Genomic DNA, 15,073 nt, shown 5'->3' with positions numbered 1-15,073 from the left:
TAGTTGAAATCAGCTTTTTGTCCATAGAATTGACAATTTACTGAATTAACATACAATTAATATTGTAATAATTATAGCGGGTAATGTGTGAGTTCTATCAGTAATCAAGAAAAGCAAAGTATTATAAGTAGCTTAGAAAAAATCAACTGCAAGCTAAAAGGTGAATCTATAAAACTTGATGATACAAAGGAATCTATAATAGTAGCACGTCGTAAACCTGTTGTTGAAGGGGTATTAGAACATCTACGCAACCCTTCTACTACTAACTGTAATGTTATGATCGATGCAGAAACTGGATTTGGTAAGACTTACGACATTGGAATACTGAGTCATGTACTAGCCCAAGCAGGATTTCATCATCTTGTTGCAGTACCAAGCAGTGATCTAGTAAACCAAGCTAAAAAAATGATGAGTAGTGCATTTACTGTAAACATTAGGACACCTAAAACTGCTGAGGAAATTAAAAATGCACTGAAGGCAACTAAACCTACAACAATTATAGTGACACATGACCTGTTATTACAGCAAGAAAATGATCGTAAATTTAAAGACCAAAATACCAAGTTGTGGATTAGTGTTGATGAAGCAGACAGTATTAACAAGCAGCAGGATTTTGAGAACATGTGCAAGCTTGATGAGAAATATCCTACGACTTACCTCACTGCAACACCAAAGAGAAGGATTTTAAATAGATGCGGAAAAGTTATCAGCCCGACAAGATTGAGTAGACGTTGTATTGCAAACGCCATCGAAACAGCAAGTGTTATTGCAAAAACCAATAGGAGAACAAATTTCACTCTAGCATTTGTAGTGAATATTGCTGTTACTATAATACCTATGATTACATTATTTCCTGTTATAAATAGTAATGTTGCTGCTGTAATTGGTCTAACTTCAGATTATTGGCTGTATTCTGCTTTGATTGGAAACTTATATTATACAATTTCTATGTTTATATTTGGTATAGTAATGTTGCCAATTTGGTGGGTACTAACTAAAGCAACTGGTGTAGAGTCAAAAGAACTGCTTTCTAGATTTCTTGCTAACGTGCGTAGCTTATTTACTAGAGAAAAATCGAGCCCAGCTCATGAGTATGTTGAAGAGAGCGAAGAAGTTTTTAATTACAATAAGCTTGTTGATACCGATGATTTATTAACTTCTATAAGATGGAATGTGCAAAGCCCAATTGGAGAAAGTGCTCTGCTTTTAGCTGATGATGTAAATAGTATAGTTAATCTTAACTTTGCGTTGCAGGGTAGAGATAATTTAGTATATGAAGGTAGTACACGTTATGAAGTGTATAATAAATTTCAGCCTGAAGGGATATCTTATCAAGACTATAGGCTCAAGTTACGCGAAGCGAACTTTATAAGCTGCGTTAAAAAGCAACATCCTAGTCTGACAGAAGAGCAGATATCTGAATTAAAAGAAAAGGTGGATTTCAGTAGTACTGCTGAATATCTAAAATATAGAGTAATGCATTCAATGATCGATCTTACTCTCTCATATTTAATGAAGTGTGATAATATTACTTTAGATAAAAAAAGAAGAGAAGGTTTGAGTGAATTGATAGAAGATGTTAAAAAGAATGTTAGCACCACTAATGATAACAATATTATAAGCTACCTAGAGAGAAAAGGCTTTAGTGAGCAATTTGCTAGAGATGAGCTCTTACCGCAAATAAAGACAGTAATTGAAGCATTGAGTAAAAGTGATAATGAGCAATGCAGCTTAATAGTTGATAATTGGCGCTTAAGCAAAGAGCTCCATGACCTCATGGAAAGAGAGGAAGGTATACTACATAGTCTCATTGATTTCTGCAAACAAAATAAATGTATCTTTGCAGGAATTGGGAAAAATGATCTTGGTATTGGAGAAAATAGACCCTTTTCAGCGATAATACGTAATCAGATAGGTGGATATCGAACTCTTTATTGTGATTATGAAAAAAGAGATTTTGATTCATTGGCTAAATATGCGTTGACAACGGTTATAGATGGATCGAAAGGTCGTGGATTTGATAGTGAATATAATCATGTTGCATCAATATTTGCAGATTCGGTTAGTCAGTTCAATAATCCATCTGAAGCCCTACAGAATCTTGGAAGAAATAGAGAGCGTAATGAGAGCAGACAATCATGGTTTTTCGCTGCTGCAGGTGAAGAAGTTGAGCTATTTGTGAATAAGATCTTAGCAAATTTTAAAAACGAACCACAGAAATTTTGTCAGAAAGTTTTGTTTCCAGCTACTAATAAATACAATAAGTTGCTAAAAAATAGAATGGGAGAAGAACTTGGAAGAAAAATAGAAATCTATATTAGTAAAAATATTGATGCATTAGGAAATATTGATGATTCAGCTCTGAAGAAGTTTTCTAGTGATTTGATAAAAGAAACGTATGAAAAAGTTCATGATATAAATGATTTTGATGTCAAAAAGACAGAACAAGATTTACATAGGATTTTAAAAAGTACAGAGGCATACCTTTGTTCATATGAGAACAGAATTAAAAACAACGGTAAATTATCTTGCACACGCTCAGCTTTATTTTCTGTGGGGAGTGCTATAACAAAGGTAATGTATTATCTTTGGGCAGGGTTTGACTATTTAGTCTTTTTGGCTAAAGCGTACAATATAGATAAATCTGGAGATACCAGTGCAAGAGCGTATGTACACATAATCAGAAACTGTCACTGTGAAAGTAGTGTGAAGGCGCAAAATGTATTGGTTCATGCATTAGAAATTGCCAAAGAACATGACAGCAGTTTCAAAAGAAATAGTTTGTACGAAGGCAATGAGGATAGATGTAAAGAAAAAATCATCTCATATTTTCAATCCAAGCAATATATACGTGCATTAGATAGAACAATTGCTCAAATTGAAAATAAACACTTGGTAACAATTTTGAAAGCTGTAGGCTACAAAGATGATGCTAATAAAATGGCACAAGAAATCAAAGATTTTTTATGTGATTTAAAGAATTTAAATTGTGTAGACTTGAGAGAAAAATATTATCAAGGCAACTTATATCAAGAAAGCAAATTATACAAAATCAATAATCAAGTTAGTACGATAATTGATGAAATTGTAAGGTGTCATAAGTGGCATCATGGAATAGAGGACTTAGAGCTAAAATTAAAAATCAACCATAATATTTTTGAAGTCAGAGTTAACAATGATTTTTCTAAGTTACGTGAGAAAAACTTTAACAAACGCTCTAAAGAAAGGACATATCTAGGTAGAGCTATGTTACTTATTGGGTTTATAATTTCAATGGAGCTTATAGGTAGAATATCATCAGGTCAGACCATGCCATTGCCTTTACTTTGCGGTTTTATAGTATTTGGACCACTGGCACTCTTGTGTGGTGCATTGTTATATGAAATAACAACCTATTTAGTGAGAGGAGCATTTTTTACTTTTGGAGTGCCAATTCTTTTAGGAGAACTGTCTAAATGTGTTTTGAGAAACGGCCCAATGAAAAGTTTGTTAGATATGACATTATCGCTTGGTAACTCGGCTTTTTTCAATATTCCGAAAGACATCGTGCAATCGTTTATATTTGAGGATATAACAAAATTTGACTCACTAAGTGATATAAATGAGCTTACACTGATAAGAGAACAGGAAAAGGCAAAGTGTACAAATGAAGTAGCTGATAAAGTTGTAGCTACTGCTTTATCTGCAATTTTGATACAGCCAACAACTAGTGAGCAGGAAGGTTTAGTTTTTAACTAGAACTTTTCAGATAAATACTGAGTGAGAATTTCAATGCCTTCATCAATCTCTTTTTCAGTGATAATGAGTGGAGGCAAGATTCTTAGAACATTATCTGATGTTACTCCAACAGTAAGTAAACCACGGTGACTTAGCTCTTCTGCAAATTTTTGGTTATTCATTTTTACTTTTATTCCTAGCATCAACCCTTTTCCTCTCACTTCTTCTATCATTGGAAACTTGCTTGCTAAGTCCTCTAGTTTGTTTTTTAAAGACTTACCTCTAACTTCAACATTTTCTAAGAAGCCAGGGCTGAGCAATTCATCCAATACAGCATTACCTACTGAAGTTGCAAGTGGATTACCACCAAAAGTAGAACCATGCATACCGACCGCCATGTACTTAGCAACCTTTTCAGTTGCAAGACAAGCCCCCAGAGGGAAACCTCCTCCTATTCCTTTTGCAAGAGCACATATGTCAGGCTTAATTCCTATGTGTTCATATGCAAATAACTTTCCTGTCCTGCCAGCACCGCACTGAACGCAATCAAAAAATAGCAGTATGTCGTTTTCGTTACATAGTTCTCTTAGCTCTTTCATGAAGACTTCACTCATTACTTTAATACCACCTTGTCCCTGTATTGGTTCTATTAATATAACACCTATGCCATTAGAAATTGCTTTCTTTACACTCTCAATATTGGGCTCTATGTTATCACACCAGTCAATATAAGGATTCAGTAATTCAGAAAATTTCTGTCTATCGTTTGTTGCACAAGTTAAAAATGTCCTTCCATGAAATGCACCATGAAATGTTAGAATTCTATAGCGATTTTTATTACCTTTTCCATTTTGATAGGCCCTAGCGATTTTAAGTCCACATTCCACTGCTTCTGATCCAGAATTTGCAAAAAATACAGTATTAGCAAAGCTGTTGTTTATTAAATTTTCTGCAAATTTGTTGGCAGTAGATATATTATAGGTATTTGATATATGCCATAGTTTTTCTCCTTGTAATTTTAGGACATCAGTTAATCGTGGGTTGGCATGACCTAAACTGCTAACAGCTATTCCAGAGTGAAAATCTATATAGCGCTTATTATCGATATCATACAAGTAAATACCTTTGCCATAAGAAAAATTTATGTTAATAGGAGAATAAACTGGCAAGATAGGAGAAATTGTCATAAAAGTATGATATGCTAATTTTTTATTAATACCATAAAAGACGTTATTTCACAATGAGAAGAATATGTATAAATTAAGTAAATTAATGTTTACTACACTAAAAACAAATAGATATACAAAAATTATCTCGCTATTCTTATTAATTTTTGTGGTTTTATTGGGCACAATATACCGCAATTATTCACTAAAGAATAATTTTCTTTCTTTTTACCGTAATTCAAATGCAAACTTAAAAGATCTATTGGAAAATAGTATAATAAAAAAATATCATTATTTACTAATAGAAAAACATCATATTAAATATAACAGTTTTGATTACATAAACCAGTTGGTAAAATTGCGTGCTGAATTGTTACAATCAGTAAGCAAAGTAAGAAATTTTAGCTTAATACTGTATGATCAAAATGCCAGAGTAATTTTCAGTAATTTTAATACTCAAGGTCATGACTATGAGCAGTTGCTTACAAATGATGAAATTGATAAATTGCTAAGCAATCAAGAAATATTTTACGCTACAGGAAATACATTAACTTCTACTTTCCCTATATTTCATGAAGATGACATTAAGCCTTCATTTTTTTTGAAGATCATTCAAAGCTATAATGACTCTTATATTATGGTATATAGTCTATTTTCAATATTAATTGGCTTATTACTGGTTATCTTAATACTAATAATGCTTTATTTGCACTTTTCCAACACCCAAATGCTAGCCAAGCAGCATAAAACTAATATTGAATTACAAAGGGTTAAAGAGGCATTAGAGCAAGAAAATGCAAATAAGATAAAATTTTTTGCAAGTGTTACACATGAGTTGCGTACACCTCTTAATGCTATTATTGGATTTGCAAAGTTGATCAAAAATGAAACTTTAGGTTCGGTAGATCACTCTAAATACAAGGAATACGTAGACGATATATATAATGCTGGTACACATTTACTTGCTTTGATTAATGATGTGCTCGATTTTTCTAAAGCTGAATCAAGTAGTTTAACAGTAGAGAAAGTGAAGTTTAATCTGAATAAGATAATAGATTCGTGCTTAAAAATGTTATCACCTAAACTAAAAGAAACAGGTATTAGTTTAAAGAAAGAGATATCTGATAAACAATTATTAGTTATCGCCGATCCCAAAAGAATGAAGCAAGTTATAATAAATTTGTTATCAAATGCAATCAAGTTCACTCCTCAAGGTGGTTTAATAAGAATGATTATTAAAGAGAATATAGAAAAAAATTTATTAACTATTGAGTTTCATGATAATGGAATAGGGATAATGCAGCAGGACATATATAAAGTTATGTCCGTTTTTGGCCAAGCAGATTCGGGATATAGAAACGAAGGCACAGGTATCGGATTACCTCTAAGCAAGAAATTAGTAGAGTTAATGGGTGGGACTTTCAACATTCAAAGTGAAGCAAAACTTGGTACTACGATAACATTGAGCTTCTTTTATGAAGAGCAAACATGTGAAAAGTTGATTGATTTTTAGTAAAATATATTTGATATTGCACTTTTATATCTAGTACATTCCTAAGTCATACTGACGTGATACCTCTTGGCTAATAATAAGTAGCGGAATGTAAGTAAATTAAACTTTTTTAGCTATACTTCCTGAAAACACTTTATAATTCTTGAGCATAAAGAAAATTCCTTTAATAATGAAGCATGCTAATCAGGAAGTTAATAAAACAAGCAACTCAAGTAGGAAATAGTGAAAACGTAATACAATATGTCAAATATCTCTATCAATTTGAGAAGTTTAGAAATACATTAAACCTCACTTTGTCACTAATAAAGCAAAATAGACTCTCATTTGAAATATACCAAGAAGGATTATTGGATATGGAAGAGGGAGTGTGTAAGACCATTCGATCCTTTGGTTTAAATAAGTATGTTATTGTGCTAAGAAGGTCAAATCCTTACATAATAGTACATGAACTTTCACATATGGTTGAAAATGAGCTGAACTTAAGCTTAGAGCAGGAATTTCTCCATAAAGTTTATCAGGATATTGAGCAGAACTTAAAGCAGTCAAATATTCTTGTACAGAAAATTATCGGTCAAGTCATATTTAAAGAGATACAAGCTTATCAAACTGCAAAATCACGCGCATCTGAATTATTTGCACGCTATTTTGAGCTGTTCGCTTGGGCTCAGGAAGTTTATCCTAAAGATAAAGAATATCTGATTCGCACTCAAGATTTAAATAAAGTATTTCTTGCTACTAACCAATGGAAAAAGAGATGCCTGGATCCACAAATAATGAAGATAATAGATAAAGAAGTAAAGGAGTATAGCAATAAAACTGCCTTTAAAGATATAAACAAAGTACAAAGCAGTTGGACTAATAAATTTTCCTCTGGGAGTAAAAAAATTGGTTCTATATTTGGAGATGATAATTAGCTTAACAGAACAAAGTTCACTTCTTCAACATTTCAAGTTATAGTTCTCACAATTAAAGAGTTCAAATATATATGAAAACTATATTAGCTGTTGAAACAAGCTGTGATGAAACTGCAGCAGCAATTGTAAATAGTAATAAGCAAGTCCTTGCTCACGAAATTCTTTCTCAAACAGAGCATAAAAAATGTGGCGGAGTAATACCTGAAATAGCATCACGTGCTCATATGAAGCATTTAAGCGGTCTAATAAAAAATGCTATGGAAAAATCCAACCTTAACTTTTGTAATCTAGATGCAATTGCAGCAACATCAGGACCAGGACTCATAGGTGGATTAATAGTTGGTACAATGATGGCTAAAGCAATTGCACATGCAGCACAAAAACCGTTTATTGCAGTTAATCACTTAGAAGCACATGCGTTAGTTGTTAGGCTACTGTATGAGGTTGAATTTCCGTTTTTAGTCCTGCTGATATCAGGTGGTCACTGCCAATTTTTAATTGCACAGGATGTAGGTAAATACATCAAACTTGGAGAAACGCTTGATGACTCATTAGGAGAAGCATTTGACAAAGTCGCTAAGACACTGGGTCTAAGCTATCCAGGAGGTCCGTTGATTGAAAAATTAGCTAAAAAAGGTGATGGTATGAGATTTAAGCTGCCAAGAGCAATGATAAAACGTTCTGGATGTGACTTTTCATTTTCTGGAATTAAAACAGCGGTAAAAAACTTAGCACGAGAATTTGTAATGAGTGAACAGGATGTGTGTGATATGTGTGCTTCGTTTCAAGAGTGTATTAGCGACATATTACTCGATAGAGTCAGAAATGCTATTGGTATCGCTGTATCTTTAAATATTAAAATCAATGATTTTGTAATTACTGGTGGAGTTGCAGCAAATAATTTCCTGAAAGAGAGATTAAAAAAGCACATAGACTTGAACGTGCTTTCTCCTCCAAGCAATTTATGTACAGACAATGCAGTGATGATTGGATGGACAGGAATTGAAAGGTTACAGAGAAACTATGTAGACTCTCTTGACTTTGCACCAAGGCCAAAGTGGGAATTAGAAAAATATTACTAGCACAAAAAATTATCTATTATATAATGCGGCCGCTGGTGAATTTTTGTAGGCTTAAAAATTACAGTGGTATCTACTAAAGCCTTATTCACTACCGGCATTATTATTTATGAGGTACAGTATGTTCAAAAATAAATTTGACACAGTTACTAATGTTTTCAAAGCTAAATCTAGTACAAGCGCAAAGACACTCAGTTCAGGTTTATTTACTGCGGGAACCATTGGTATGGCCAGAGCAATTAGTGAGATAGACCTCTCTTTATTACAAGGCAATTCAGAAGATAAAGTCAATAAGCAAGACCTAATAATCATATATGATTATATTAATAAAGTAACTCAAGAAGAAAACTATAATATATGTACTAATAATCTTGATTATATAAAAAGCAAGATTTTAAAAGAAAATATAAGTGATTCATTAGCTGAAAAATTTTGTCAAGATGGATGGAATATAATAAGTAATGATGGTTCTTCGCTATTAACAGTGGCTATTGAAAGAATTAGGGAAAGACAACAAAAGAAAAATAGGGATTGTGATATTAAAATGGCTGTATCTCTAATTCTTGGTATGAAGAAAGAATTGATTACAAAACTGGAGAATTTTGCAGATAGTAATGATAAAACACTTCTACATTATTTAGCTGAGTTGGGTAAAGAAGATATTTTACGTTTTGTGATAGAAAATTCTAATTTTGACATTGAAGAAGCATTAAGGAATAAAGATAGAGATGGCAAAACACTACTACACTATGCGGCTAAATCTGGCAATAAAGAATGCTTGAAAATTCTCATAGAAAATGAAGCAGATTTTAGTTGCACTACCAATAATAAAACTGAGTTACACTATGCTGCCAGAAGCGGAAGTCCTAACCTCCTAGAATATTTAAAAGAAATATTGACAGCAAAAGGAATTTTTGATAGGGAGAAAATTAAAACAGATAAATATGGAAATAACGCATTACACTATGCTGTGCAATCTGGAAATGCTGAGTGCATAAAATTCTTCATTGATAATCAAGTACAATTTTTAAAAAATAAATATAATGAGAATCCTTTTCATAAGATTGCAGGTAACTCAGAAACTCAAGAAAATGCCATAAATTTTCTTATAGAGCATCTAAAATTTTTAGGTAGACTAAAAAGTAAAATTAATCAAGAAAATGTAGATGGTAACACCCCATTGCATATAGCTGCAAAACATGGAAATAAACAGCTAATAGAATTGTTTATTAAATCAGGTGCAAAAATTGTTCAGAATAAACAAGGTAACACCCCCTTACATATTGCTATTATACATGGTAATACATATTGTATAGAGCTATTTTATGAAAATATAGGAAATAGCATACTTCAATCCAAAGGTGAGTATGGAAGAGATCTTGTACATTTAGCTGCAATGTACGGGAAGTATGATTGTCTAACATTTTTACTCAATAAATTTCCTGATTACGATTTAAGCACAGAAACACGCAAAGGAAATGTGGCCCTACACTTAGCTCTATCGAGTAATACAGAAACAGAACTAAGAAAAAAATGTGTGAGTCTATTAATAGACAGAAGCATGCAAGTAAATAAGAGTAATAATGAAGGAAACACCCCTTTACATTTTGCTGCCCAACTTGATTTATCGTTTTTAAGCATGATAGAAAAAAAGTTGGAAGAGAAGAAATTTGACGTTTATCAAGAGGTTTTGCGTGAGAATAGCAACGGTGACACCGTCTTTCATATGGCAGCACGTGTTGGTAATAAATCATGCCTTGAGCACCTTTTTAAAAAAGAGAGAGTGGGAGAAATATTAAGTAAGAAAAATAAGGATGGACAAACTTTACTACACTTATCTATCCTCAGTGGAAGAGTAGAATGCGTTAAGTATTTGGTAAAAAAAAGCCCAAAGGGTATTTTTTTAGAACAAAATACACAAAAAAAGTTGTTATTTGCAGCTATTTTGAGCGGCAATAAGGAATGTCTTGAATTTGTGTCAAAAGAACTTGTAGGTAAAAAGGTGGCTGCTAGCATCAAAGTGTTATATGATGAAAATGACAATACACCGTTACACATGGCTGCTCTTGCCGACGACATAGGACTCTCTCAGTATGTTATTGAAAGTATTGCTAAGTCAATTATTAGGAACACAGTACCACTTTTTAACACAAACAGTCAAGGGCTTATACCTCTACATTTAGCTGCCATGAGCCTTAATGCTGAGTTAATAGAATATTTTATGACAGATAATCATTACCCCTATAATAAGAAAATGTTAAATGTTGTATCTAAATCTGGAAGAACAGCATTACACTATCTTGTAATGAGTGATAATGATTTTGAAAAAACTATAAATGAGGATTTTAAGCAAGGTCAATTTTTGAAAAAGTTGGTTTTAGAAAAGCGTAAACAAAATGAGCGCTTAAGGGAAAAAGCTATTAAAGCCTTATTCTACCTAACAATCAGCACCGGAGAGAAAACTGTAAATAAGAAGATAAATTTTGATATAAAGGATAATGCAAAAAAAACAGCTTTAGATTATGCTTTTAAACATGGCGACACAAATATCTTGAGGTTATTTTTAGATTTCTTTTATGAAATAAGGGAAAACAAAAAAAGGAAATATGATAGACTTAATATGGAAGATCAAGAAAGAAGCAAAAAGCTTCTAGACTACTATAATCTGGCCATGTCAATATCAAGTGTGATTATTTCTGTTTGCGTTAAGTATAATAATGCAGAACCTGAAAAGGAAGAAATTTTTACCTGGATTTCCATTGCATTTTCTTCGATATCATTTTTACTTATCTTATACAACTTAGTGATTGGCCGTCAAAAAGAACCTGTTAAACGTAAGATAGAAAACTATACTGAAAAAATGAACAGAATTGAAGAGGCTACAGGAAAGTTAGCTAAGACAAAAGTAGGGGATCATGATTTGGAGGAATACAACTCAATATTGGAACTATTAATAAAGAATGCAGAAGATATTTCACGATTGGAAAATGAACTTTACAAGTTTACGCATGAAACTAGATTAGAGAGTAAAGACAAACTCAATATTTCTCCTCAGAAAATGAGTAGGGGTGGTAGTGCAGTACCATGTTCGAATAAGTCTTTAGAAGGTAGAAAAAGTTCACCTGTTTTGAATGATTCAACAGCAAAACTTAGTCTGTTTTCAAGACGCAACAGTAGAGTACAAAATACAATGGACAAGTTAGATAATCCATCATGTGTAATTACTATAAATGAGCATCCAGAAATTAAACCAAAAGCTCCGAAAAACAAATTCAAGAATGTTGCAAACAAGCTAAAAATAGGCAATATCTTTAGTAAGAAAAAAGAAGATCTTATTGCTTCATCAAGCTTATCAGAAGGTGCTAATCAAGAGAATATTACAAAAATGAATGAAGAAAACTGTGGGTTGATAAAACGATTTGGTGATACCAATGGGTATTCAACATTTTCGACTCCTTTTAATCCAAGCGATTCAACCTCAAGAGAAGAGTGTGGTAACAATCATAGTGCAGCGCGTCATGTGAGTTATGGTAGTGCAAATAATCCTGTAAGTGATAAGGAAGTTAGTAAATCTCCATCTCTAATACTTTCTAACTTTGAGGAGGGGATTACTGTTGACTGTTTTAAATTCGAAAGATATAGACCAAGGGTATATTCAAGTCCATCTTGTGTGAGAAAAAGAGCAATTACAGCTAGATCATTGGAATATTTAATACTTCCTGATCATATAGGAAGAGGAAAATAGATGCAGATTGTAATCACTGACTCTGATAGCATCAACTTTCAGAGGAGTGATAGTAAGCATTATAGTAAACTGTCATTGAGTAGTAGATAAGGAAAACATAGAACAATTGGCAAGGCTATCGTATAAGATTATAGTAGAGAAGGAATTAGATAGTCTTGCTATAAAAAAGTTTATGTTTTCCTATTCGCATATGTTAACATTTTATTATATTAACGATAGGGTAAGGCAATAACTGTTAATACTTTTGAAATAAAAGTTATATATGGTGCATATAGTTAAGTTAAAAGGAAGATTGTGGAAATTACTCCATCAATAAAAAAAGAATTAAAGCAAAGTATACTATACACTTGTCTAGAGAAATGCAAGAGTGCGTTTTGGTTCATTTTCTGGTTTAGTTCAGGGATTAATGCGTTGATGTTATTTTTGCCACTCTATACTTCTCAGGTACTTGATCGAGTGATATCGAGCGAGAGTGTATCAACATTAGTTATGCTGACGATTATTACTTTATCTGCGTTTGCATGTTCTGCAATGCTTGAAACTTGTCGATATTTAGCCATGGCAAAAATTGGCGACTGGATTGATAAAACTGCAACACCAGACCTAATAGTAAGGTCAATTAGGCTAACATCAGTGCAGAGCTCAACTTCCAGCGGTGAAGCAATACGAGATCTTGGGGTAATAAAAAATTTCATTACAGGAAATGGTATATTTTCACTATTTGATACTCCATGGTCGTTAATTTACCTTGTTTTCATCTTTATGATACATACCTCTACAGGGTTTATAGCTATTGCCGGAATTATTATATTAGTTTCAATGGCAGTATGGAATGAACTTGCTACTAAGCGTATATTGAGAGAAACCAATGAAGAAACTATACGTAATATTAATGCTATAGATGTTGCAACACGAAATGCAGAGGTGGTTGAAGCTATGGGTATGTCAGAATTTATAGTTTCTGATTGGTGTAAACGGAATGATCAAAATCGTGCAATGCAAGTCACAGCACAGAATCGTTCTAATGTAATTACTGGTATTACTAAATTTTTACGTTCAACTCTCCAAATTTCAGTAATTGGAACAGGTGCATTACTCGCAATCACAGCTCACAAAACTGCTGGTAGTATCATTTCTGCCTCAATTTTGATGGGTAGAGTATTGGCTCCATTTGATGCAGCAGTTCATACTTGGAAATTTTTAAATCAAGCCAAAATGTCATATGGTAGGCTGCAAAGACTTATCCTAACATCACCAAAAAGAGAGCAAACTATGGCTCTACCAGAGCCTGAAGGGAAGTTGGAATTTGATAGAGTATTCTTTACTCCTTATGGGAGTAATAAGCCAACAGTAAAAGGAATCTCATTTGTAATAGAACCAGGGGATGTTGTTGGTGTTATTGGTGCAAGTGCTTCTGGTAAGTCGACCATTGCAAAACTAACCGTTGGTGTTTGGAAACCCATATCAGGTGTAGTCAGACTAGATGGTGCTGATGTATATACTTGGAATCAAGAAAACTTTGGTAATTATGTTGGTTACTTACCTCAAGATATTGAGTTATTTAACACGAGCGTTAAAGCTAATATTGCCCGCATGAGACCAGATCCAAATCCTGAAGAAATAATCAAAGCAGCAAAAATTGCAGGAATACATGAATTAATACTGAGCTTACCAAATGGGTATGATACAACAATAGGAGGACCTGGAGGAGTAATACTCTCTGGTGGCCAAAAACAGCTTCTTGGACTTGCAAGGGCTTTTTATGGTAATACTAAGCTTTTAGTGCTTGATGAACCGAATGCTAACTTAGACAGTAATGGAGAGGCGCGCTTGATTAATGCAATCAATGTTGCAAGAGAGCAAAATACTACCACTGTTATCATCACTCATAAGCTACCGTTACTATCCGTAGTTGATAAAGTGATTATCATGTCAGATGGTGTTATTTATGATATGGGACCAAAAGATGAGATTTTGAGCAGATTAGTTGCTCCATCACCAGATGCCACAGAAGATAAACGTTCTTCAGCAAGTGGTTAAGAAAGAGAGAAGCTGTCACACTTCTCTTTCTCTTATAGAGTACTATATGCACAGTTTATAAAATCTCAAGCAATTGTTATTAGAAAAATCCAATAATGATTAGCCGCGGAACCTATTTGCTAATTCTCTCACATTGACCTTAGACATTTCTGATATAGGCTCTTGTGTATATGAGACATCAGATTTAACGCCTTTTTTGTCATGACCTTTAGTAATAGAACATACTACAGTATCAGCCTTTACATGCTTAACACTTGGATCTGATTGAAACCCATGCTTTCTTTCCATTTGTGCTTCAAGCTTACTGCTATCATGTGTAACCCTACACCTTTCTAGATTACGGTCACGTTTGTCAGGAGCTACATATCCATCTATATCACTACATAAGAACGGGCGCACTTTGAACCTGTCTGAACTAACACCATTTTCAACACTTGCAGAATTATGAGCTTTTCTATTATTGCGCATTTTATCTACAGCTTCCTTTATTTTTTCTTTTGATGGTTTTGGCAGCAGTGCTGGCTTATATGCACATGCTGGTAGTTCTGGAAATGAGTCCTCCTGAAACAGCAAATGACTTTGGTTTCTCTTACTATCTGATTCTTCAATATTCTTTATTGGTGTCTTGAAAGAGTTTTCATTTTTCTTTCTTAGATCTAACTCATTTAATCCGCTTCCAACATTATTTTTTCTTGTTGTAGTGTGAATAACACCTGGAAGTTTCACTTCATACTTAAATTTTTTACCAATGGTATCTATTGACTCATTAGATGAGGAATCTATTTGAAACCTATCGTTTGAAAATTTTGATTTTGTAGCATCAAAAGATATACTACGTTTTTCTATCTTTTTATCAGTCATATTTTACCTCTAAACCTATTAACTAACAAAAGTATAAA

The 15,073-nt window shown here is 33.1% G+C and carries 8 protein-coding genes; 6 read left to right on the top strand and 2 right to left on the bottom strand.

The annotated features are described in order from the left end of the window. Positions 1-87: 87 nt before the first annotated feature. Positions 88-3,738 carry a DEAD/DEAH box helicase gene (locus AAGD65_RS00690; RefSeq protein ID WP_341810942.1) on the top strand — a complete coding sequence of 1,217 codons (3,651 nt, stop codon included), beginning with the start codon at positions 88-90 and terminating at the stop codon, positions 3,736-3,738. Here the strand turns inward: AAGD65_RS00690 and AAGD65_RS00685 are convergent. Further along, positions 3,735-4,904, bottom strand: coding sequence for an aspartate aminotransferase family protein (locus AAGD65_RS00685; protein ID WP_264682909.1), 1,170 nt, complete (start codon positions 4,902-4,904; stop codon positions 3,735-3,737). The two genes, AAGD65_RS00690 and AAGD65_RS00685, sit on opposite strands and share 4 nt — an antisense overlap. 64 nt (positions 4,905-4,968) lie before the next feature. Here AAGD65_RS00685 and AAGD65_RS00680 point away from each other — a divergent pair, with 64 nt between their 5' ends. The 5 genes from AAGD65_RS00680 (at position 4,969) to AAGD65_RS00660 (ending at position 14,174) form a co-directional block, all read left to right on the top strand. Next, a complete protein-coding gene (locus tag AAGD65_RS00680; protein ID WP_264682908.1) occupies positions 4,969-6,396 on the top strand; it encodes a sensor histidine kinase in 1,428 nt (475 codons plus the stop codon). Between the two features lie 176 nt (positions 6,397-6,572). Then, positions 6,573-7,310, top strand: a complete 738-nt coding sequence (locus AAGD65_RS00675; RefSeq protein ID WP_264682907.1) for a hypothetical protein — start codon at positions 6,573-6,575, stop codon at positions 7,308-7,310. A 71-nt stretch (positions 7,311-7,381) separates the two neighbouring features. Beyond that, positions 7,382-8,392, top strand: a complete 1,011-nt coding sequence (gene tsaD, locus AAGD65_RS00670; protein ID WP_264682906.1) for a tRNA (adenosine(37)-N6)-threonylcarbamoyltransferase complex transferase subunit TsaD — start codon at positions 7,382-7,384, stop codon at positions 8,390-8,392. Positions 8,393-8,510: 118 nt separating this feature from the next. Then, complete coding sequence (locus AAGD65_RS00665) at positions 8,511-12,134, top strand: ankyrin repeat domain-containing protein (protein WP_341810941.1); 3,624 nt, start codon at positions 8,511-8,513, stop codon at positions 12,132-12,134. 294 nt (positions 12,135-12,428) lie between these two features. Further along, on the top strand, positions 12,429-14,174 hold the full coding sequence (locus AAGD65_RS00660; protein WP_341810940.1) for a type I secretion system permease/ATPase: 1,746 nt from the start codon (positions 12,429-12,431) through the stop codon (positions 14,172-14,174). 99 nt (positions 14,175-14,273) lie between these two features. Here the strand turns inward: AAGD65_RS00660 and AAGD65_RS00655 are convergent, their stop codons facing one another. Beyond that, positions 14,274-15,035 carry a hypothetical protein gene (locus AAGD65_RS00655; protein WP_010403294.1) on the bottom strand — a complete coding sequence of 254 codons (762 nt, stop codon included), beginning with the start codon at positions 15,033-15,035 and terminating at the stop codon, positions 14,274-14,276. Between the last annotated feature and the right edge of the window lie 38 nt (positions 15,036-15,073).

The organism is Wolbachia endosymbiont (group B) of Chesias legatella (assembly GCF_964026945.1).
Taxonomy (GTDB): Bacteria; Pseudomonadota; Alphaproteobacteria; order Rickettsiales; family Anaplasmataceae; genus Wolbachia.
This window is presented reverse-complemented; position numbering and strand designations above follow the sequence as displayed.